This is a genomic window from Chitinophaga solisilvae (genome assembly GCF_009928525.1).
Lineage (GTDB): Bacteria > Bacteroidota > Bacteroidia > Chitinophagales > Chitinophagaceae > Chitinophaga > Chitinophaga solisilvae.
The window spans coordinates 692-24175 of the sequence record NZ_JAABOK010000005.1; the positions used below are offsets into that span (position 1 = coordinate 692).

At 47.7% G+C, this 23484-nt stretch carries 18 protein-coding genes; 7 read left to right on the top strand and 11 right to left on the bottom strand.

The window, feature by feature from the left end:
- Positions 1–498: 498 nt before the first annotated feature.
- From GWG06_RS10890 to GWG06_RS10900, 3 genes are all read right to left on the bottom strand, one after another.
- Positions 499–1323, bottom strand: coding sequence for a hypothetical protein (locus GWG06_RS10890; RefSeq protein WP_160713249.1), 825 nt, complete (start codon positions 1321–1323; stop codon positions 499–501).
- A 53-nt stretch (positions 1324–1376) separates the two neighbouring features.
- On the bottom strand, positions 1377–2402 hold the full coding sequence (locus GWG06_RS10895) for a LacI family DNA-binding transcriptional regulator (RefSeq protein WP_127038744.1): 1026 nt from the start codon (positions 2400–2402) through the stop codon (positions 1377–1379).
- Between the two features lie 143 nt (positions 2403–2545).
- Positions 2546–5095, bottom strand: coding sequence for a zinc-dependent metalloprotease (locus GWG06_RS10900; RefSeq protein ID WP_160713251.1), 2550 nt, complete (start codon positions 5093–5095; stop codon positions 2546–2548).
- Positions 5096–5850: 755 nt separating this feature from the next.
- Between GWG06_RS10900 and GWG06_RS10905 the strand changes: the two genes are divergently transcribed.
- The 5 genes from GWG06_RS10905 to mnmE all read left to right on the top strand — a co-directional run bounded on the left by GWG06_RS10905 (position 5851) and on the right by mnmE (position 10465).
- On the top strand, positions 5851–6705 hold the full coding sequence (locus GWG06_RS10905; protein ID WP_127038750.1) for a MotA/TolQ/ExbB proton channel family protein: 855 nt from the start codon (positions 5851–5853) through the stop codon (positions 6703–6705).
- A 58-nt stretch (positions 6706–6763) separates the two neighbouring features.
- Positions 6764–7426 (top strand): ExbD/TolR family protein, encoded by a 663-nt coding sequence (locus GWG06_RS10910; protein WP_127038753.1) that lies wholly within the window; start codon positions 6764–6766, stop codon positions 7424–7426.
- 74 nt (positions 7427–7500) lie between these two features.
- On the top strand, positions 7501–8088 hold the full coding sequence (locus GWG06_RS10915; protein ID WP_127038756.1) for an ExbD/TolR family protein: 588 nt from the start codon (positions 7501–7503) through the stop codon (positions 8086–8088).
- A 47-nt stretch (positions 8089–8135) separates the two neighbouring features.
- On the top strand, positions 8136–8972 hold the full coding sequence (locus GWG06_RS10920) for an energy transducer TonB (RefSeq protein ID WP_127038759.1): 837 nt from the start codon (positions 8136–8138) through the stop codon (positions 8970–8972).
- A 110-nt stretch (positions 8973–9082) separates the two neighbouring features.
- Positions 9083–10465, top strand: a complete 1383-nt coding sequence (mnmE, locus tag GWG06_RS10925) for a tRNA uridine-5-carboxymethylaminomethyl(34) synthesis GTPase MnmE (protein ID WP_160713253.1) — start codon at positions 9083–9085, stop codon at positions 10463–10465.
- A gap of 24 nt (positions 10466–10489) precedes the next feature.
- Here mnmE and GWG06_RS10930 read toward each other — a convergent pair whose 3' ends face one another.
- From GWG06_RS10930 to GWG06_RS10945, 4 genes are all read right to left on the bottom strand, one after another.
- Positions 10490–11068 carry a glycine-rich domain-containing protein gene (locus tag GWG06_RS10930; protein WP_160713255.1) on the bottom strand — a complete coding sequence of 193 codons (579 nt, stop codon included), beginning with the start codon at positions 11066–11068 and terminating at the stop codon, positions 10490–10492.
- A 9-nt stretch (positions 11069–11077) separates the two neighbouring features.
- Positions 11078–11458: a hypothetical protein gene (locus tag GWG06_RS10935; protein WP_160713257.1), complete on the bottom strand. Its 381-nt coding sequence runs from the start codon at positions 11456–11458 to the stop codon at positions 11078–11080.
- A 333-nt stretch (positions 11459–11791) separates the two neighbouring features.
- On the bottom strand, positions 11792–13021 hold the full coding sequence (locus GWG06_RS10940) for a thioredoxin family protein (protein WP_160713259.1): 1230 nt from the start codon (positions 13019–13021) through the stop codon (positions 11792–11794).
- Positions 13022–13567: 546 nt separating this feature from the next.
- On the bottom strand, positions 13568–14278 hold the full coding sequence (locus GWG06_RS10945; protein ID WP_160713261.1) for a DUF4262 domain-containing protein: 711 nt from the start codon (positions 14276–14278) through the stop codon (positions 13568–13570).
- A gap of 166 nt (positions 14279–14444) precedes the next feature.
- On the opposite strand from GWG06_RS10945, the gene GWG06_RS10950 reads away from it, so the two are divergent.
- Together GWG06_RS10950 and GWG06_RS10955 are read left to right on the top strand one after the other, a co-directional pair.
- A complete protein-coding gene (locus GWG06_RS10950) occupies positions 14445–15899 on the top strand; it encodes a serine hydrolase (protein WP_160713263.1) in 1455 nt (484 codons plus the stop codon).
- A gap of 162 nt (positions 15900–16061) precedes the next feature.
- Entirely contained in the window at positions 16062–17207 is a 1146-nt protein-coding gene (locus tag GWG06_RS10955; RefSeq protein WP_160713265.1) for a TlpA disulfide reductase family protein, read from the top strand.
- Positions 17208–17259: 52 nt separating this feature from the next.
- Here the strand turns inward: GWG06_RS10955 and GWG06_RS10960 are convergent, their stop codons facing one another.
- The 4 genes from GWG06_RS10960 to GWG06_RS10975 form a co-directional block, all read right to left on the bottom strand.
- Positions 17260–17880: a Pr6Pr family membrane protein gene (locus GWG06_RS10960; protein WP_160713267.1), complete on the bottom strand. Its 621-nt coding sequence runs from the start codon at positions 17878–17880 to the stop codon at positions 17260–17262.
- A 127-nt stretch (positions 17881–18007) separates the two neighbouring features.
- Entirely contained in the window at positions 18008–18634 is a 627-nt protein-coding gene (locus tag GWG06_RS10965) for a DUF5710 domain-containing protein (RefSeq protein WP_160713269.1), read from the bottom strand.
- A 59-nt stretch (positions 18635–18693) separates the two neighbouring features.
- Positions 18694–21369, bottom strand: coding sequence for a CHAT domain-containing protein (locus GWG06_RS10970; protein ID WP_160713271.1), 2676 nt, complete (start codon positions 21367–21369; stop codon positions 18694–18696).
- A gap of 22 nt (positions 21370–21391) precedes the next feature.
- On the bottom strand, positions 21392–23371 hold the full coding sequence (locus tag GWG06_RS10975) for a PKD domain-containing protein (RefSeq protein WP_160713273.1): 1980 nt from the start codon (positions 23369–23371) through the stop codon (positions 21392–21394).
- Positions 23372–23484: the final 113 nt, after the last annotated feature.

Consider the following 23484-nt stretch of genomic DNA (forward strand, 5'->3'; position numbering starts at 1 on the left):
AGGCTTTTTTATTTAGTCAATCTTACAGAAAATCATCCTGATAATAATTGTAACTCCTGATATTATTTATCCATAGCTGGAATCACAGCAGATAACAGCAAAGGCAAGATCTTATGGTGGTTATGCCGGTCTTCCCATTCCGGACAGAGAAGTTAAGCCTCTCATGGCCGATGGTACTGCACTATCATGCGTAGCTGCCATATTTATTTAAAAGAGCCTTAGTGTAAAAGCACTAAGGCTTTTTTATTTAATGAATCTTGCAGAAAAATCATCCGGGTGAAAAGTTATAATTCCCGGTATTGATTTATGGGCTGGCTGCATAACACTAGCTGCTGATATTACTTACCAGATACTGAATCCAAGTAAAGGAAGGGTAGTAAGGTTTTCCGTGGGCTATGGAAAGGAATGCTTTATCAGATGATCTTCATCTCCGTGAAATTGCTGAATATATCCACTGATGTTATAAAAAAAATCCGGGTGTTACCCCGGACTTTTTATTTATCGTTTCTTTCTGAAGTTATCATACCAGCGTGCAATATTTACCGAAGCGCCCATTGTAAGGGAAAAGGGCTGCAGGTAATCATTGAATTGATAATCGCCGAAATCATAATTGTTATTGAGTGGTACAGAGCACATCAACTGCATCTGAAACTTTACATACTTATATCCTACGCGGAAAGTAAATGCGGGATCATAGGTAAAGATGGGATTACCGGAAGTTTTGAGAAAATCGGCTTTCGCGCTTTCATTGTTTTCAAAAGCCTTAGGGCCCATATAGGGATTGTAGAAATTCAGCAGCGTGAAACGGCTGCTGAAAGCTGCTTCCACAACGGGATGCGCGAAACCTATGCTGGGCTGAATGAAAAATTTCGAAAACTGATTTTTTAATCTGTAGTTCTCCAGCGGAACAGTACCGTCCCTGTCTGATTTACGGGTAAAGGTTCTGAAGCTGCCTGCACCACCACCGGCATAGACATCAAATACCATTCTTTTCTTCGGGTCCAGGGGTTTGAAGAAACCAACGGCGCCCTCTATTATGCCTCCACGGGTATTATCATCTACAAATATATTATTCCTCGTGCTGGTACGCTCGTCCTCAACCCATCTGACGAGAGGATAAACATACTGTCCGTTAGCCATGATAGCGATATTGTCCGTCAGGGCAAAGGCTGTTTGCAGATTGGTCGGCGATATACTGGCCTTAAACTCATTTCTTTCTTTCAGCAAGGGAACATTCACTGTATTCGGCACATAAATATGGCTGCTACAGGAAGATATGCCGGCTGCCAGTATCAGCAGACTTGCATAGAAACGGTACTTCATAAAGTTGCAGGTTATTGATAAACGTATGTACGATGGCGATTATTACCAGGATTTTATTTCCCGGAAGATTCGCGCTGGATAAGCTCTACCGGGAACACAAAATTTTTGGTCACCTTCACGCCTTCCTCCTGGTTGATAAGTTGAACAATAGTTTCCACCGCTTTCTGACCCATATTATAACCCGATTGTTCAATCGTAGTAAGCGATGGAGAGATAATACGGGAAGACAGGTCATTGGAATAGCCTACCACCTTTATCTGTTCCGGGATGGCTATGTTGCGTTTACGTGCTTCCTGGATGAAGGCTACCGCAGAGCTGTCGTTGGCAGTAAACAGCCCATCCGGCAGATTCCCTTTATCAAACAACTCCCGTGCGGCCTGGCTGGCGGCGTCCATGGTAAGGTTATGGATATACACCAGTTGTTCATCATACGGAATTTTATATTTAGCCAATGCTTCTTTATACCCTGAAAGTCTTTGCTGATAAAGGTTACAGGTGAGTAGTCCGGAAAAATGCGCAATGCGTTTGCAGCCCTGTTTTATCAGGTGTTCCGTTGCCAGGTATCCTCCGCGGAAATCATCTCCCGTAATAGTATATCCGGGAAAATCGACCGGTACGCGGTCATAGAATACGAGCGGAATATTATTCTTGATAAAAGGACTGAAGTGATCGAAGTTGGTGGTGAACATGGAAGCTACTGCCAGCAGGCCATCTACGCGCAGGGAGTAGAAGGTGTGCGCCAGTTCCTTTTCCATGGCCACGGTTTCATCCGACTGGCCGATGACGATGCTGAAGCCATATTTGTGGGCCTCGTGCTGAATACCACTGATAGCGGTACTCTGAAAGTACATGGATGTACGCGGAACAATCAGTCCGATGATATTGGAACGCTTTTTACGCAGGCTGGAAGCTATCCAGTTAGGGACATAGCCCATATCTGCCGCTGTCTGGTGAATTTTCTCCCGGGTTTCCTCATTGATCAGCGGGTTGTTCTGCAACGCCCTTGATACCGTGGAGGCAGACAGGTTCAGTTTTTGCGCAATATCGTAGATCGTTATTTTATTGGTACGCTCTTTCACTTTTGAGGCTGGATTTAAAATTGTGGAGCTATATTAAGCAATTTAATACAATAATGCACAATTCGAAATATTAGCCCCCGGAACAAAAAAATCCCTTCTCCGTTAAGAAGAAGGGATTTATATATTTCGTATATGCTTATCCGTTACTTAGGATCCAGCGCTTTGGAAATACGTGCAATGAGGTCCTGAATATGATTCCGGGTCATCGCATCAGCACTGGCGGCAGTGCGCAGCTCTGTTCTCAGGCTGATCAGCTGGGCACGACCGATACCGGCTGCATCAGATCTGGATGGATCCGGCGCTCCGCCACCCATCATGGAAGGGGCCGCAGGCGGCGTGATCAGACGGATCAGGTTGTCCACGTACTCGCGTTGCAGGTTTCTGCGGTAAGCGTCTACCGGCTGATGTGTCACAATTTCAGAGAAGATGCTCTTCTTCAGGTCATTCAGCAGTTCAAGCGGCTGATACGCTGCATTGCCAATAGCGGCTTCCGCAACGTTTAGCTTATTGATTGTATTTACAGACATGATCCTGCTCAGCGTAGGTAACTGTACGCTGCTGATCAGCGACAGGGCGTTACCACCGATGCGGCTCAGGTAATCCTGGTTAATAAGCCACTTAGGGGTGGAGAACAGCTGCTGGTTCAGGAACTGAACGGCTTCCTTCTGGGTAGCTTTCGGTACATATTCATAGATACCGCCGGCCTGTTCTACGGTTTTAGGTGTTTCATAGACACCACCGATGTTTTTGGCGGCATGTCCCATGTAACGGGAGAACTGACCGGTCAGTTCCTTGTAGAGTTCGGCCAGGTTGGTGTAGCTTTCGTTTTCGGTTTTAGTCCAGTTCAGGAGGTTAGGCATGATGTACTGGAGGTTCTTGATACCGTAAGCGCCTGCTTTCATGGCGTTATCGCCCAGGTCTTCGTTTTGTGAACGGGGATCATCCGGATTGCTTTCTGTACCGAACCAGTATTTTTTATCTTTTGCCTTTTCCAGGGTCCATTTGTTCAGGATGGATTTTTCATCAGCAGCGGTTTTTGCTTCGGGGATGAGTTTGTAACCCCACTGGATAGCCCATTTATCGTAGTAGTTGATACGCGGATAGAGGTCAGCGCCAACGATACCATCGCCTGGCTGCGCCACATAGTTAAAGCGGGCATAGTCCATAATAGAGGCAGCATGACCGTTTTTCTTCACCCATTCCTTATCGCGCAGTTTCTCAACCGGGTAGGCGGAGCTGGAGCCGAAGTTATGGCGGAGGCCAAGGGTATGGCCTACCTCATGGGAGGATACGAAACGGATGAGGTCACCCATGAGTTCATCGTTGAACTGTACGTTACGGGCGCGCGGATCGTTTGGTGATGCCTGAATGAAGTACCAGTTGCGGAGGAGGCGCATTACGTTATGATACCAGTTGATATGGCTTTCGATGATTTCACCGGAGCGGGGATCATGTACGTGCGGGCCGCTTGCATTGGGCACTTCAGATGGTTTGTATACGATAGCGGAGAAGCGTGCGTCTTCAATAGACCAGGTAGAGTCTTCTGCTTTCGTAGGCGCCATTCTGGCGATGACAGCATTTTTGAAGCCTGCTTCTTCGAAGGCTGCCTGCCAGTCGTTTACGCCAAGGATCAGGTATTTACGCCATTTGGCGGGGGTGGCGGGATCTATGTAGAATATGATGGGTTTCGCGGGTTCCACGAGTTCACCGCGCTTATATTTCTCCATATCTTCCGGTTTAGGCTCCAGGCGCCAGCGGGTAATCATCTGGAGTTTTTTCACACCTTGCGGATCTGCGTCGAAGTCGGTCAGACCAGTTGTGAAGAAGCCTACGCGCGGATCATAGTAGCGTGGCTGCATCGGAACAGCAGGGAGCAGTACCATGGAACTGTTAAGTTCAACGGTAGCGAATCCGCCCGGAGCGGGAGGCATGCCTGGCATAGGGGAGCCGCCGCTTTTGGTATATGTTTTAACGGTTTTGATTTCTGTGTTCATCGGATAGGATCTTACATCGGAGATGTAGGATTTATCCGGTTGTGCGCCGCCGAGTTTGAGGGCGCCTTTCATGTTGCCGTCGAAAAACAGGATGTCGTTATCTCCGGAGATATAATCTGTCAGATCGATGACGGAGCCATGGCTGTTTTTGGAGAATGCTTTGATATCGAAGGCTGCCACGATGGGTTGCAGGTTCGAGTTCATCACAGCGGTAAACATGGGCTGTGTAGAATCTTTGGAGATATCTGTATAGGAGATATTTTTCAGGAAGATGCGGTTGTTAGGTCCTTTTTCGAAGCGGATCACATTTTCGTTGATGATATCACCGCTGAAGCCCATCATCTGGAAACGCAGTCCGGCTGCGGATTTAGAGAGGCGGTTTACCACGAGTATATCTCTTCCGAGCAGGGAATCAGCTATTTCGAAGAAGTAGCGGTCATCCTGTTTGTACACGTTGAACATGCCGGAATCAGCCACTGCTTTCTCGGTGATGACTTCTCCGAAGGATTTGACAGCAGGTTTCGGACCTGGTTTAATCATAGGTGGTTTGCCGGTGGAGTCCTTCACTGGAGTAGTTGAAGGAGGAGGAGCTGCATTTTTTTTCTTTCTCTGTGCATTGGCCGGCTGGAATACGGCAGTGCCGAGACATAAGGCTCCGGCAAGCGTGACCAGTAGCTGGCGGTTTAGTGCTTTGTGCATCGTATATGTATGATTGGTTTTTTAGACAGTAGAATTCCGCAAATGGATTGCAATTAAGTACATAAAGTATTAACTTATAGGGAAAATCCATAAGCGTGTGAATGTGAGTAAGAATGGAAAAAAGAGGGGGTACCGGTGGAGTGCAAACGTTTTAACAACTGTTGCAGCACCAACTTTTTTATGTAATCATTTATTGTTATAGTATATAATATTTTTATATAGAAGATGATAAAAGGGGTTTAAGGAATTCCGCTACAGTATTGAATTTGGGGAAACGGGTGGATAAAACATGTGCAGCGGGAGTGCTAAATGCAATTAGCCGGGGTGAAAAGCGTTGACTGGCGCGGGAATAAATTAGTTCTCAGATTTGTAAGATTTCTGTTGGAACATTTGAATTTTTTCTTAAATTGTGCGTCCAACTTTGAAAAATTATCAACGCTTTCAATTTTTGGGACAGTAACAGAGAAAAGTAGACAAAAACGGTATTGGTTATTTGCTTGATGTAAGTGTTTGCTCAATAAAAAACGAGTGGTTAAAAAGCCCTGTGGTGGGGCTTTTGTGTGTGAAGGTTAATTTTTGTGGGTTTTTTTGAGCTGCACTTGTTTTTTTGGGCCAACCTTATAACTTTGCGAATCGCCGATTAAAGAGTAAATTGAAAGAGTAAATTGAGTGCTGAGAGGCATTCCGGTGTGAAATGTAAATCGTAACTTCTAACAAACAATAGTTTAATTTTTAACACTAAAATTTCAATCAACATGGCTGAGACTAAAACAACTGTGACTGCAGCTACAGCTAAGGCTTCTTCTCATCAACCTAAAAAGTCGTCCAACCTGTTTGCGGCGTTGGCTGTGCCTATCTGCTTGGTGATAGGATTCCTGTTTTTCTTTTATGTATTAGGTAACCCAGCCAACTTCCAGGGTAATAACCCAGAAGCACATCCGATTGATTCTGGTATCGGCAAATGGTTTGGTACTGTTTACAAAGGTGGTCTGGTGGTACCGGTACTGATCTCCGTATTACTGATCTGTCTGACTTTCGTAATTGAGCGTTTCCTGTACCTGGCGAAAGCTAAAGGTAAATTCAGCGGTTCTGAACTGGTTCGTAAAGTTCAGTATCACCTGGCAAACAAAAATGTTGACGCAGCACTGGCTGAGTGTGACAAACAGAAAGGTTCAGTAGGTAACGTACTGAAAGCTGGTCTGAAAAAGTACAAAGAAATGGTTACCAACTCTGAACTGGATACAGAACAGAAGATCCTGACCATTAAAAACGAAATTGAAGAAACAACTGCACTCGAACTGCCAATGATGGAAAAGAACCTGGTGTTCCTGTCTACCATTGCTTCCGTAGCAACCCTGCTCGGTCTGTTCGGTACTGTATTAGGTATGATCAAGGCGTTCTCCGCGATGTCTTCCGGTGGTGCACCAGACTCTGCACAGCTGGCATTAGGTATCTCCGAGGCGTTGATCAACACCGCTCTGGGTATCGGTACTTCCGCTATCGCGATCATCATGTACAACTACTTTACTACCAATATCGATAGCATCACTTACGCTATTGACGAATCTGGCTTTACTTTAACACAGAGCTTTGCTGCTAACCACAAATAATTTTGTGGAATCTGAGCGGTTTTGAATCTATATAAAGTAAACCATAAAAAAAGTAAAGATGCCTAAAGTTAAAATGCCCAGGAAAAGCACGCTGATTGACATGACAGCAATGTGTGACGTGGCTTTTCTGCTCTTAACTTTCTTTATGCTGGCAACTAAGTTCAAACCGGATGAACCGGTAACCGTAGTTACCCCATCCTCTATTAACACCACCCTGTTACCTGATTCTGACGTGTTATTATTCACGGTAGATAAGGATGGTAAAGTGTTTTTCAGCATGGATGGCCAGCCAAAAAGAAAAAAGCTGATCGAGGATCTGAACACGCAGTATAAACTCGGCCTGGACGACAAGCAGATGAAGAGCTTTGTAACCGGCGCCAGCATTGGTACGCCGATCAAAGATCTGAAAAGATACTTGTCCATGAGCGAGGACGAGCGTAAGAAGGCAGGCCTGAACACAGGCATCCCTACTGACTCGGCTAACAATGAACTTTCAGCGTGGATAGAATACGGTATGGCAGCGCAGGGCGGTAACTTCAACAAACTGAAGTACTGTATCAAAGCTGACAACGCTACTCCTTATCCTAAGATCAAAGAAATTCTGGATACTTTCAAAAAGAAACATATCCAGAAGCTGAACCTGGTTACCAACCTGAAAGCAGCGCCTGCGGGAACTGCAGCATGGGAAGAGGAAAATGCAGGTGCCAAGAAAGAGCACTAATCAAGAAGCAAACGGTGGTACATACTTCCTGACCTGGAAGGCCACTGATTAAATAACTAAAAAAATTCGCTACTATGGCAGAAATGGATACCAGTAGTAGTGGTGGCGGGAAGAAACACGGTGGGACGAAATCAAAAAAACAGTCGACCCGTGTAGATATGACGCCAATGGTGGATTTAGGTTTTCTTCTGATTACCTTCTTCATGCTCACCACTACCATGTCCAAGCCCAAGACAATGGACTTGATCATGCCAAAAGATACCGAGAATGAGAAAGAGCAGAACAAAGTAAAGGAAAGTACTGCCCTGACTATCTTGCTCGGTAAAGACAACAGGGTATATTATTACGAAGGTTTGGCACAAGACCCGAATGCATCTGCAAATCCGGACTTCTTCAAGGCAACATCTTTTGCCAACAAAGGAGGTATCAGAGATGAGATCATCAAGAAAAGGGACGAAGTGTCCAAACTGAGAAATGCAAAAGGTCTTCCTGAAGACGTGGTGGTTATCATCAAGGCAGACGACGATGCTACTTATGCTAACTTTGTAGACATCCTTGATGAAATGGCCATTAACCGTATCCAGCGTTATGCTACCGTTGATATCAGCGAGCAGGACAAAACCTGGATTAAGCAGACAGAAGCTGCTAACGGTGTGAAATAGTCTTATGGAATTAATTAATTTTTTGCATCCAGTATAAAACTTTAACAATGGATTCAGCTAAAATCTTAAAGTCCGATTTTCTCGACATCCTGTTTGACGGCAGGAATAAGGATTATGGGGCTTATGATCTGAGGAAGCAGTACAACAAGCGTGTGCGTAACGCCATTCTTGGTACAGTATCCTTGTTTCTTGTATTTTTCCTGACGTATATCATTACCAATTACGTTAAAGCTTCTCAGAAGGACACTGATAAGAAGCCTGTAATTCAGGAAATCAAGATGGAGGATGTGAAGTTGCCGGATGATCCGAAAACTCCACCGCCGCCTCCGCCACCGCCGGCGCCACCGCCTCCGGTAAAACCGTCAGTACAGTTTACTCCTCCGGTTATCAAAAAAGATAACGAAGTACCACCGGATGAGGAACCACCGAAACACGAGGACATTAAGGACAAATCTATCAGCACCAAAACTGTAGAAGGTGATCCAAACGGTATCGATGCCGGATTGCTGGAAGACAGTAAAGGTACAGGTGTGGTAGAAGCGCCACCTGCTCCGGCGAAAGAAGAAATCTTCACCTTCGTAGAGCAGCCTCCTACCTTCCCTGGTGGTGAGGAAGCACTGGCAAAATACCTCAGCAAAAACATCCGTTACCCACGCGTTGCGCAGGAAAACGGTATCTCCGGTACTGTATTCGTACAGTTCGTGGTAGATTCTGAAGGTAACATCAAAGACGTTAAAACAGTAGGCGCTGCAAAAGGTGGCGGTCTTGAAGAAGAAGCTGTACGCGTGGTGAGAACCATGCCTAAATGGAAAGCTGGTAAACAAAACGGTCGCCAGGTTTCTGTACAGTTCAACCTCCCGATCCGCTTTACCCTGCAGGAGTAGTACTGATTATAAATTTTTGGTCAACGGCCCCGTCTCAATTTTTCATTGAGACGGGGCTTTTGATTTTCAGTAACTTTGCCTCTCATTTTCATAATCAGAAATAAACCGGTATGCTGGGAAAACTAACAGGATTTGATGATACCATTGTGGCCGTAGCCACCGCACCAGGCATTGGCGCCATCGCCGTTATCAGGCTGAGCGGCCCAAAGGCCTATGACATCAGTAACAGCCTGTTCCCTGCTAAAAACCTGCACCAGCAGGCCAGCCATACCCTGCATTTCGGGGCCCTCACCGCCGGTGGTAAAGTCATCGATGAAGTAGTACTCAGTTTATATAAAGGCCCCCGTTCCTATACCGGAGAAGATGTTATCGAGATTTCCTGCCACGGCTCTCCCTATATCCAGCAACAGATTATAGATGCCACCGTACAGGCCGGAGCCCGGCTCGCCAAACCCGGTGAGTTTACCCAGCGCGCCTTCCTGAACGGAAAACTGGACCTCACCCAGGCAGAATCCGTAGCCGATCTAATAGCCAGCAACTCCGCCGCCTCACATCAGACAGCCATGCAGCAGATGCGCGGTGGATTCTCCCGTGAACTGCATGCCCTGCGCGAGCAGCTGATTACCTTTTCCGCCCTCATAGAGCTGGAACTGGACTTCAGCCAGGAGGATGTGGAATTTGCCGACAGAACGCGTTTATATGCGCTTGTCACCGAAGCAACCACCGTACTGCGCCACCTGATAGAATCCTTCCGCATGGGGAATGTGATCAAGAACGGAGTGAACACTGCCATCGTCGGAAAACCCAACGCCGGAAAGTCTACCCTGCTGAATACCCTGCTGAATGAAAACAGGGCCATCGTCAGCGATATCGCCGGCACCACCCGCGACACCATCGAAGAAGTGCTGAATATAGACGGCATCATGTTCCGGCTCATAGATACCGCCGGGATCCGCGAAAGCAACGATACCATCGAAAGCATCGGCGTACAGAAAACCATGGAGAAGATAAAGGAAGCCGGCGTGGTTGTCTATCTCTTCGATGTTAATGAACTAACTGCTACGGATATACGTAATCAAATAGCCGCCTTTGAAGCAGACGGCATTAATTATCTGCTCGCCGGCAATAAAACAGACATCGCCGGCGAAGCCGCCATCCGCGCAAAATTCGAAGGCATCCCCGATATACTTTTTCTCTCCGCCAAAAAACATGACCACATCCAGGAACTGAAAGATCAACTCGTTCACAAAGTAATCGCCGGAGATATAAACACAGAAGATACCATCATTACCAACGCACGCCACCACGCCGCCCTGCAGGAAGTACTGCAGTCGCTGCAAGAAGTGAAAGCCGGTATGGATAATGGTTTGCCCGGAGATTTGTTATCGCTGGATATCCGGAGGAGCCTGCATTATCTTGGGGAGATTACAGGAGAGGTGACGAATGAGGATAGACTGGATTATATTTTTAGTAAGTTTTGTATCGGGAAGTAAACCTCTTCCCTCAATTATAAAAATCTAGTCTCTGCGCAATAAATTCCATATGCCGGAAAGCCGGTTCAGTACCCGTCTTTTCAACGTATAGCGGTTCGCGAAATTTCTCTTAACTGCCTTATCCGGTAATAGATAGGGCAAAATACCAACCGGTATTCTCCAGCAATCTGAGGGAGGATTTTCTTCAAAAACCAGCAGATAAAGTTTAAGTGTTTCCAGATACCAGTCCTGATGTTTGGTATATTCAGCAATACCTCCAACATTGGGATAATGATGCAGCTCCCGGCCCAGCACATCAGGACAGAATTCTTTCCAGTATTCCACAGTATATAACAGGTGCATGTGCCATACTTTATCCACCACAACAGATGGGGATGCGCCGTTGCGTGAAAGGCAGCATAGATATACAAACCGTTTGTATTCCCGGATGGCCTGCAGGGTAAACCGCCTTGTCCAGCCTTCTGTTACAGCCAGTTTCCGGGAAAAAGGAATGGCATAATTTTCATTGTCAGGAGAATAGGCATCAATCCTCCTCCACAAGGCATTCTCTTTGTAGTGCTGGTATTCTTCCGGTAATAATATAGTGGAAAATGAAGGCTTCATAGTTATCATTTAGCAACCACAGGACTCAGCTTTTTCATACACGTAAATTTTCCCGGAAAAGTAACTCCCCAGCAATTTAGCCAGTTCGTCTACTTTGTATTCATTGGTAGTCTGGCCCAGATTCAATGAAAAGTCAGCAGCAGGTTTTCCTTTGACAGTTACGGATAACTTCTTATCAATGATTTCTATCTCTGATATCTCATCCCAACGCAAAGGTGTAGTATGCTGATAATAATGCAGCCCCTCCTGTGTAATGGACAAGACCTTCACCTTTTCCTTCTTGTTGGCATAGAATTCTGCGGCCTTTATGATCATGAACAGCACAAAGAGACCAGGAGTAAGATACAGGAAGATCTTCAGTACCGGCGGTTCCGGTAAGAAATATGCCACGATCATCATTATGATACAGGTGAATATGAATAGGGAGACAAGGCAGGATGCATTGCCATAATCATGGTCCTTTTTGTATATGGTTAAAGTTTCTTTCATGAGATTTGCCGGTGCTTATGAAGATAACGAAAAATAAAATATGGAATGTCGTGCGCAGCCTGGTATTGGGGAACGAAGCGTTTTTTTATGAAGGAATGAGAGCATAATTTGGATCATCATCTTTATATAAAATTCTCTGCCTCTGTAAATAACAACGGCCCCACCTGCAAAAACTTATAGCTGCAGGTGGGGCCGTGGTTATAATAATCTATGTACTATCGGCAGTTACGATTACTACTCCCAATATTTCTCCCCTTTTTTCATTTTCTCCAGGGTAGACAGATAATTCTTTTTCTCATCACCTTCTGCTTTGTTCATCGCCTTTTCTTCCCATGCAAGGGCATCAGCTTTTTTGCCGGCTTTATACAGCAGGTTAGCGTAGGTATCCATGAATGCAGGGATCTCCTGTTCTTTGAAAGAGCGTTTGCTCCATTCCAGTGCCTGTTCTATGCATTGCTTGTCATTACATTTTTCGAAAATGGTCCAGGCGTATTCGTTGAGTGTCTGCGGATTGGCATTGTGGCCATACTTTTTCATATAGGCGACGATGTTAGCCACTGCGTTGTCACCATCTTTTATATAACTATAATACTGTACTTTGGTTTTCAGGATCACTTCTTCCGCTACAGATGGGTATTTTGCCTTAACATTTTTTTCGATGGCAGCCCAGTCCGGTGCACTTTTATCTTTTTTCATCAATTGAGGGAATATCTCCTCATTAGCGGCTATCTCCATGATTTTGGCTTCCGCTTTACCGGCGCCCAGTACCTTATTCACCTTGTCGGCATGATGCAGGAACATGTCAAAGCCGGGATCTTTGGAACTTTGCGTGAATTGATCAACGAATTGAATATTTACCGGCGTATAGAGGTTGGTTTGCTTGCTGAGATAATCTTTGGCTACCGCTGCTGCATTGTCTTTATCGTATTTATTCAACGCGAGCAATGCCAGCTGGCGCAGGAAAGCTGTGTCTTTCTGACCATTCCTGTATTTATCCAGCTGAGTGTAGTATTGTTGTGCGGGATCCAGTGATGCGGTGCATCTTGCAATGAATTCATCGGCGTCTGCGCCACCCACCTGCCGGTCTACGATACTTCCGTCCGGAGCGAAGATAAGAAAGGTAGGATACGCGCGGATGCTGTATTCTTTCTCAATCTGTTTGGCATCGGCGTACCATTTTTTAACTTCATCATTGTCTTTGGCGGTCTGGTCCATCTGTACCTTTACATTGAGGTACTTTTCATTCATGAAAGCACCTACTTTCTCCTGTGGAAAGATATTGGCAGACATGAACTTACAGGGGCCGCACCAGGTGGTGAAGCAGTCTACAAAAATGTACTTGTTTTCAGCTTTTGCTTTAGCTTTTATTTCGGCCCAGGTAGCTCCGTGCTCGAAATGCATACCTTTTTCCTGTGCTACCGCCAGTAATGGTAGCAGAAAGGCTAATAAGAACAACTTTTTCATAATGGTTTGGTTTGCTGGTTTGATTAGTGCTCCGAATTTAAAGAAGAAAACAGGAGAAACAGGTATTTTGTATTACAAGATAACTTTGTAAGGGGGAAGTATGCAGGGAGCAGGCAGGAAGAGTGGCGTCAAAACATGATAAGTATGCGTAGGCATCAATGTAGCAGCTCACTTACGATTTCAATAAACATTGAACGTTGCAAATGAGCTGCCAATCAAATGAACATCATTAGCAAAGGTCAGTACGATCACAACGAGGACAAGTAGTTTGCTCAAGAGATGTTAAACAAACCTTTTTTTCTCTGGGTTGAGATAAAGCAGCTACTTTGATAACGGAAAGATGCAGTTTCTTTTTAATTACAGGTTTCATGATATTTGTTTTTGAAGGTTAAATGTTGACAGGGCTGATGAATCTTATGATTGGGTCTGCTGGATAAAAGTAGAGCATCTTTCTGCTTTTGTATCTCATGGAGTATAAATATTATTATATGCATGTATTTGAGAGAATAAACTCATTTTTGACTATTTCTATTAACATACAATGAATTACTCCCAGCTCCACGGTGATCCTTCTGACTCCCGCCAGGCCCTCTGACCCAGGGTCAAAAAATAAAACTCATTAACCAGAGGTTCAATTTGGGTGATCGTTTCCAGGCTGACTAGCCTGGCATCCTTGTCTTTAGGTTTCTTTTCACTATGAAATTGCCATACTCCATCTTTATTACAAGAGATATATAAAATAGGCTTGCCATCCAAGACATGAGAGGTCGTCACTACAATCTGATTTCTTTCTTCAAAAAACCTGAAATCCGTATCTCGGTCCAGAAGAGGTTGCAGGAACTTATAATCAGAATTATACTCGGGTTCCCAGGGAAAAAGTCCTTGCTCATCCGGCCATATCAGTTGTATAGCCGGATAATCGCTACTATCGTAAAAGTCTATAGCCTCATTCAGGTAATATGGATAATGCAGTTTATCTACCAGAAGAAATTGAACAGAGACACCTTGTAAAAATTCAGTATAATTGGTTGACAGACATAGCGTCTGTCCTCTCTTTACTAATTCACATGCATTGTTTACCAGTGTTCCCAGGTCATCTTCTTCCAGTCCAATGCAAATGATTTCCGGATGATTAAACTTTTGAAAGAGGCCAATGGAATAAACATAACCAGGCACATGGTTTTCTGGTGGAACCACTATAAAAAAACAACCATCCTTATCTATACCTTTTTGTATTTTCTTATTAGAGACTGCCACGTTTTCGATCAATTTTGTTTTAAGTGATTTTTACGATTTCCCAAACTACTGCAATTATATCCATCCGGAATATTTCCGCTAATGTAATCACTTCCGTAATTTATCCCCCGGAAGCAACTATTCCCCGATCACTGTATCTTTAATTTACCAGATAATGTCGATAGCTATGTGGAAAATATCAATATTCCGGACTTTCATCCTTGCCATCTGTATGATATTCAATATAACTGACCCTGTTATCAGCTACGGGCAGGTTGCCCGCACAGACGACCTTCTGCGTCGTGAAATGAAGGAGCGCCGTATTCCCGGCCTACAGGTAGCCATCGTGCAAAAAGGTAAAATAGTGCTGCTGAGATCCTATGGTATGGCAGATATTGAACAGGCAGTACCGGTAAGCAACCATAGCATGTTTTCCATTAACTCCTGTACCAAGGCTTTTACCGGCGTAGCTATCATGCAGCTGGTGGACGAAGGAAAGGTGGCGTTACAGGCGCCTGTTTCCCGGTATCTGGATAGTCTGCCGGAAAAGTGGCAGGCAGTCACCATCCGCCAGTTGCTGACGCATGTTTCGGGATTACCGGATATACTCCACATCATCAGCAGGCCCGGCTATAATAAAAGTGAACAGGAGGCCTGGGCAGAAACGATGACAGCCCCGATGGAATTTACTACCGGCGAGCAGTTCAGCTATAACCAGACCAACTATGTATTGCTGGGAAGGATTATAGATAAGTTCAGCGGAATGCCCTTTATCAGAGCATTTGAAGAACGGCAGTTTAAACCCGCCGGGATGAAGCATACCTGTTTCGGTGATTCCTACGATGTTATCCCCGACGCAATCCCCACTTATCGCTATATCAGCAGACTTTACGGTGAAACGCTGCCGGAACCGAAGCTGACACGCAATGTGGAAGAATTCCCCCCGTACCGCCGCACTGCCTCCGGCATGAAGAGTACGGCAGAAGACCTGGCCCGGTGGATCATTGCCCTGCAAAAACAGCAACTGTTTCGTACCGCTGCCGCGCTTGATACCCTCTGGAAGGCAGGCGTCTATAACAACGGGCAACCTACTCAATGGGCGCTGGGATGGGTAACCAGACCCCGTCCGCAACATCGCGCTGTTACTGCCACCGGCGGCGGCAGAGCTGCATTCTTTGTCTATCCGGATGATGACCTGGCCATCGTTGTACTGACAAACCTGGCCGGCTCCTACCCGGAAGATTTTATCGATGAGCTGGCAGGATTTTATAATCCGGCTATCGCCGCAGCAGACCCGGTTACGGCGCTGCGTATGCAGCTACGGCAACGGGGCTACGAACATGCATGGGAAGTCTACCAGGAACTGAAAAAAGCGAATGCCGGCTTTCAGCCATCGGAAACGGATCTTAACGATTGGGCTTACAGAGTACAAAGCCGCGGAAAGAAAAAAGAGGCACTCGAAATTTTCAGACTCAATATGCTGCTTTTCCCGGATAGCTGGAATGTGTATGACAGCTATGGAGAAGCACTGTTACAAAACAACCGTAAGGAGGAAGCCATTAAAATGTACCAGAAATCCATTTTACTGAATCCTCAGAATAATAACGGAAAAAGAGTACTGGAAACGCTGCAGCAGCAATAACAGCCGGTATTCATTACATCAAGGCCCACCCATCTGTTTTATAGTAACTGAAAGGCTGACCTGCGGGTCAGCTTTTTCGTTTACAGCTGTCTCAAAAAAAATGATCATTCCGGTAGTAAAAAAGCAATTCGCTCTTCTCTCTAAGAAAAGCGAATTACAACTATGTCAAATTACCATGTTTTTAAAACAGCGATAGCTGTATGCTGTCTGCTGCTGACCAATACCACGCAGGCGCAACAGGCGCCGTTTACCATCACCGGCCAGCTCACTGCCCTGAAACAGGAAACCAAAGTGATGCTGAGCTACCGGATAGGAAAAATGCACATTTCCGATTCTGCTGTTACCAGAAATGGCTTTTTTGAAATCAAAGGGATGATCGAAGGCACTGTGAAAGCAAGCCTGAAACTGAAAGCGCTGGACGATGACGGTACTTTTACCATTGCTAAAATGCTAATGGCAGATGAACAAACCTTCTTCCTGGAGAAAGGTGTTACGAAGGTTAACGGTACGGAAAACCTGACTACTGCAAAAATTACAGGAGGTACTGCGCAGAAAGATTACCTGGAGCTGGTATCCATGTATGCCGGTATTGAGAAAGAAATAGCGCCGCAAATGGCGCAACTGAAGCAGTTCGCCATCGCCGGGCAAATGCCGAAGATGGATTCTGTAAGCCGTCTGCTGGCACCTGCCCATAACAGGATAAGGGATATTAAACTGAACTACCTGAAATCCCATCCTGCTTCCTATGTGAGCTGGGATATGCTGGTGGAAAGAAGTTCCATTATTCACCCGGAAACCTTTGAACCGCTGTTCAACGGGATGGATGCCCGGTTCAGAAATTCTGCGCAGGGCAAAGAGATGGCCGCAAAGCTGGAAACCGCAAAGAAAACCGGGATAGGGCGGCCGGCACTGCCTTTCGCCTTACAGGATACTACCGGTAAGGAAGTGTCGCTGGCATCCCTGAAAGGCAAATATGTGCTGATTGATTTCTGGGCCAGCTGGTGCGGCCCCTGCAGGGCTGAGAACCCACATGTACGTAAAGCCTACGAACAGTTCCGGAATAGGAACTTTGAAATTATTGCCGTTTCCCTGGATGAGAAGCGCGCTCCCTGGATAAAAGCTATCAATGACGATCAGCTGCCCTGGATTCATGTGAGCGATCTGAAAGGCTGGAAGAATACGGTGGCTAAATCATACGGTATTACCGCCGTTCCGCAGAACCTGCTGCTGGATCCCGCCGGAGTAATTATTGCCAAAAACCTGCGGGGAGAAGAGCTGGCGAAGAAGCTGGCTGCTGTTATCAAATAAAAACCGCCATCATAAAACAGGAGAGCCGGCCGTAGTGGCCGGCTTTTATGCATCAGGAAAGGCGTTTCCCGCTTATCCATCTGCCGATGCCAATGAAAGCCAGTGACACAACGGCAAACAATACCCCTATACCCACTGCATTGATGAGCGTTTGCTGCATGCCGAGGGTTCCAACATGTATAAAAGGATAAGGATAAAATCCGGAAAATGCGCCGCGGATCAGCACCCATACTATATAGGCGAGCGGATAAATCAGCCAGGGCCAGCAGCTGTTCCAGGGCAGGGGCGTTTTGGCGGCTGTCAGCCCCCAGTAAAGAATGAACATGGCAGGAATGACGGTATGCAATAATTCATCAACGATATACTGCAAGCCCTGCGGACTCCATAGGGACCGTAGAATAATATTATAGATCAGCCCGACGATGGTGATATAAACGGTAATGGCGGTAAGGGTGGCCGGTTTCGAAAAGAAGCGCCCCCACTGTGTTTCCGGCGCCAGGAATAATACGGTGCTGCATATAGCCACCAGCAGGTTGGTGGTAATCGTGAAATAACTGAAGAACCGGATAATCAGCTCCGGCAAGGGCGCCGCGTTGCCGGTAAACATGATGTATGCCTGTGCTGTCAGGGCAAACCAGCCGCTTACGGCAATAATTCCTGAAAAAATTTTCATGGCTGTTTTGAGTATTATCTGTGCTGTACCTTTCATCCACTATCCGCAACCGGAGGTATAGTTTTACTGCAATAAACCGGGACATCAAATATCTGTCTGCAAAATGAAATTAAAATGAAGATACCGCTCATTTCATATTTCTTGCTGCAAATTCTGTAATCAGCCGGAGATAGGGGCCTGTGGTATAGCCAGCGTCGATGCGCGGTGCATATTTGAACTGGAAAAGTTTAAGGCTGATAGCAGCAGCTGCCTCCTGGCTTTCCGGATGGAAGGCACTACCGGCTTCTTCAAAAAGCAGTCTGTCATCCAGCGGGTTATTGCAATGGGTACAATGGTTACTCCAATACGCTGTGCCGCTGTGTCCGGGTTTATAGTGAGGATAGTTTTCCTGCAGCAGTAACCGCAGGTTATCAGACAGGGTGGCTGTCTGCTCGAAGAGCGTAAAAAAATCCTGTTCCAGCCATACCGCTTCATCCCGTTCATTCATCTCCTTAACAAAGAAATAGTCGCTGCCAATGGCTATCACCGGGCTGGTGTGGTTGCAATGACGGCATAACGTGGTGGTATGCGCTATCATAATTTCATCCGGCAGAATAATGGCATTGTCCTTATCTGCTATCCAGCTATCCACTTCCATTAACCGGTCGTAATTGATATCCGGCAGGTACCAGCTCTTCACATGCGTATCCCACAGCACTCCTCTGGCTTTGGCCGTAGCTTCTTCTGCAACGGGAACATTCAGTAGTAATGACATAAGCGTTGTATGTGGTCACTGAGTATAACGAAAAAAGAGGGCTGCTGGTTGTGTTAAGGTTATTTTTTCAGGAAGATCCTGCCTGCCAGTACTGCCGCGATAAGTATGCCAATCAGCGCCAGCCAGTACAGGCCACGGTATTGCTTTTCGCGGATGCCTTGCTGCAGCGCCAGGGTATCTCCCTGGTATTGCAGGGCTGCCCAGTAGTAAGGGAGTTTATGCATGTCCGTTACATCCAGGTTCTCCAGCCAGTTCAGCTTGGCGCGTTGCAGGGCTATGGCGGCATTGGGCTGCGTGGTCAGCCCGATGTAATACTGCTGCATCAGCTGCGGGGTAGTGGCATCGTTCACATTCCACGAGGCGGCTACTACTGCCGGCGTACCGGCGGCTATAAAGGCATGGGCCATGCTTTGTACTCCTTCGCCGCTCACCAGGCGTCCGTCGCCGGTACCACAGGCACTCAGTACTACCATCGCGGGGTGGGTGGTCAATCCGTTCAGCTCAAACAGGTAAAAGGGCTTGTCATACAATGCTATATGCGGCGCATCCTGCTGCTGTGCTTTCAGAAAGGCATGTGTGCTGATATGTACTACGGCCGACTGCAACAGCGCCTGGCGGAAATTGCCGGTGGTGGCCTGCTCATTGAGATACCAGCTGCCATTGTTGATGGCGGGCGATATGCGTCGTTTTTCTTCTTCCACACCTTGCAGATCGGGCAGGCCGCCGGGCTGCCGGGCAATGAAGAAGCCGCTGAAACCTTTGCTGCTGGCAGCAGAGGTTCGCTGTGCCTGCCAGGTACGCAGGGAATAGGCATAGGAAATGGTGGCCTCTTTCACTACAAACGGCCACCTGTCAATGGCTGCAGGGCATACCGGCTTTGTTACCAATGCTTCTGCAGGCAGGGTATTCAGTACACCGTCGGGCATCAGTATACAGGTAATGCCTGCAGGCAGGGGATGTGCCTGGAATAGCTGCGTATACAGCCGGTATGCGGCGGCATAATAGGCGCCGGGAGCATTGACCATCGCTTTATCGCCTTCTTCAAAATAATACTGCCTGAAATGCCGGATGCTGTCATACCAGCCGGGAACCACTTCCTGGCGGTCCGCATAACGGATACCGTGCTGGCCGGCCTCCACAGTATATAATGCGGTGGCGCCGGTAAAGTAACTCCGGATGATATGCTTGTCTGGTAGGGATTTCAGCAGAAAGGAAAGAGACATGGTGTCTGTCTGCGCTGCCGGTAATTTTTTACGTAAGGTGGCCAGGTCCCAGGCTATGCGCTGCTGCCGTGCCTGCAGCAGGCTATCTGCACCGCCGGTCTGCAGTGCTTCTTTCTGGTAATATACCTGCGCCTGTTCCAGCAGCCGGATGCGGCGGAGCAGGGTATCACCGCTATGCTGCTGCCGGCCGCGCTGCATTTCTTCCCATAACAGCTGCGACCTGCTGCTTTCCATAAATTCCAGGATGGCGTGCCGGTAGCGCTCCTGCCGCGTTTGTATCCATCCCTGGTAAGCGGCGGCAATGGCGGATTCATAACGCTGACGGCTATCTGAAACGGCCAGCTCTTTGGAGGTATGGGATATGTACTGACTATGTAATTTATTTTCGGTGGCAAAACATAAACGGTAGGCGTGCAGGGCTGCATCCCGTTGCTGCAGCTGGTTGCAGGCTGCTGCGCGCATGAAAAGCATATCGAGCAGGGTATATTCCCCGTACATGTCCTGTTCTGTCAGCGTTGCCCATTTTTTTCCCGGCAGCAATATGGCGGCGCAGCTGTCGGCCCAGGCCAGCGCCTGCTGCGGCTGCTGCAGCTGAACATAATAACGCGCCAGGCGCTGGTATAGTCTGGCCTGCTCCCGTTTACGGTTCACCTGCCGCCGGTACAGGCATTGTAATGCCTGCTGATAATATTGCCGGGCGATAACGGAATCGGCTATATGAATATCGCCTGCCTGCTGATAGGCCATAAACAGCCAGTGAGCAGCTTCTTTGTCGCCCGCCGGCTGCCGCTCCAGTATACGGATGCTCCGGCGGATATTATCTGCTGCCGTTGCCTGCTGCTGCAGCCGGAAGGCGGCGTCCGCAGCTTCGGATAGCAGCAGCCCGTAAATTGCGCTGTTGGGCGCTGCGGCTTTAAAACCTTCCCGGCAATAGCGGAGCGCCTGCTCCAGCTGACCCATTGTGCCGGCGGTATTGGCCAGGTTGCTGTAAGTGCCGGCCATCGCTGCCTTGTCGCCCAGACTCACTGCCAGCGCCAGCGCCTTCCGGTGGATGAACAACGCCTGTTCATAATCACCCAGGCGGGTATAATTGTTGCCCAGCGGTTTGAGGATGTATTCCAGTACCAGGCTTTCATCTGTAACGGCGGTATGTGACCGTGCCCACTCAAATGCTTGCTGATAGGCTGCCGTGGACGAAACAATATCGCCGCTCATTAAAAGCGTATAGCCGTGGTTAATCAGCAGATCCTGCCACGCCTGCACCTCTTCATCGGTTTGCGGCTGCCGCCATGCTGCTGTTATAGCTTTGTTCAGAAGAACAGATTTCTCTGCCGCTGATGCTGCCGGTTGCTGCAACTGTGCATAAATCCACGCACTCAGCTGATTGTGGCTGCGGTAATGATGCAGAGAGTCGGTGGGCTGTGCGTTGCCCCGGCCGCTGAACAGGAACAGGAGAACCCATACCGGACACCATTTTTTACATAGGGAGATATATGCACATACTTCAGCCATAGCAGGCTGAAGTTATGATTTATTACAGTTTATACGTAGCATATACAAAGAACCGGTTGGGGGTTTCTCCGCTGAGCTGCCGCAGATAACGTATGCCTATTGCCGGACCTGCTTTTACACGCCCTGCCTGCAGGTCTGCGAAAGGCGCGGCATGGAGGCTGCCAAACCATTGCGCCGGCGCTTCCTGTGCGCTGCTCACCGTTTGTACGATGGTGGCGGGTTGCTGCGGATTACTCAGATAGGCAGTATGGGTAACGGTAGTTTGTGTGGTGATGTTGACCTGTGCCAGCACGCCGACGCCTGCCGCAATCCATCTGTTGATATTATACCTGAAATGCAGGGGCACCAGCTGCAGGCTGTTGCGGGTGATGGTCGTCTGGCTGCCTCGCCCTGCGATGAGGTAAGGCTGCCTGCCGATAACGGTATCCCGCTTATCCCGCGAGGTGGTAATACCACTGGTTTCCTTTTCCAGTATCCCTGCATAGGCCTCTGCCTGAAAGAAGGGCCGGTCGGGCGAGAAAGGCGCCAGCGCTACCCCGAACTGTACAGGGCCCCTCAGCGTGTAGTCATTCCGGTTAGGGGAGAAGTTATACCCGGCAATGATAGCAGGAGAAATACCTTTGATAAAGCGGGCTACGGCACGGTTGGTATAAACAGGCTCGTTCCTGTCAAAGATGATGGCGGCGCTGCTGCTGAAAGGGATCTTCTTCGGCTTCTTTTTGAACAACACGCTGTACCTGACAAAGCCCCTGGTAGAGTCTTCATCGGTAACTCCTTCCTGCTGCAGCCCCGGCAGGTAGATATTCCTGAAAACAAAATACACACTGTCTTTTGTCTGAATCGTATCTATGCAGCTTTGCTGCTGATAGGCGGAATCGCAGTGAACGCAGGCGGGGCTGATTTCTTTCAGGGTAATACTGGCGGTATTCAGCTGGCGGGGCACGGCAATGCCGATGGCTACCCGCCTGGCGGGGCCTTTGCCGGTATTCTGAAACTGTACCTTATAAGTCAGCTCTTTTTTCCTGCCCATCAGCCGGTAGTTGATACGGTGTTTTTTCAGCTGCAGCCGGTTAGGGTCATGAGAGGCTACCACGGCCATTTCCAACTGCCAGGTTTCAGGAGGCAGCTGCGGATTGTCAGGCACCAGCATGGCCGTCATGGTAACGGTGGCATTGGTGTCCTGTATCATTTCAGGCAGGGTATGCATTTCGAGGAAAAGGAATTGTTCGGCGCCGGGGGAAGCATTGCTGTAATGCAGCACGGTATGGGTGCTGTAGGCGGCCTGTAGTGACTGCACCATTGTTCTGGCGGCATCGCTGGCAGCCATCGGCGCCGGGCCACGTGCCAGCAGGGGGGCAGACAGGTTATCAGGCTGCTGCAGGGCTGTCAGCACCGCCTGCAGCGAGCTGCTGTCCTCCTGGTGATAACTTCTTTTTTCTTCCAGCTTAAAACCTTCTCTCGCAAACTGTTTCTCGTTATAAAACAACAGGAGGGATCCGCTGCTGACATCTCCGGTAACATTCCTGTAACCCATCAGCAGCATAAAATTCTCTCCGGGCCTGGGATTCCGGTTGATCTTCATTTCTATATTGCCGGCGCCGCGGAAAAAGTGAGAGGCCCATGCACTGTTCCTGACCGGCTTCTTCACTTTGATGGGACGCGGTTTGGTTGGAGGCGCTTTCCCGTCATCATAGTTGTTGGTAGCGTATAGTCGTACCCGATAGGTACCGGTATCTTTATAGTGCAGCTCTGGATTTTTACTGAAGCTGAAGGTGCCGTCACCCAACTCCCAGAAGTAAGTATAAAAGGCCGCCGGTGCGCCGGCAATCTGTCTCAGCGGACGCAGACCGGCACTGAGCTGCAGGCTGTCTTCCCCGCCACTCACAATGATTTCTGCAGGAACGGTATCCGGCGGAAAAACCGGTTGCGGCCGTGGCGCCTGCGCACGACAGATGAAGTGAAGCGTCAGGAGGAGTACTGCGACAGTTGTGGCTTTATACATAGCTTATAAATATAAAAAAAGTTATAATAAGATAGGGGGATTAATTACGAATTACGAATTGCGAATTACGAATGCAGAAGCGAAGAACTAAACGAAGATTAAAGGTGATAACT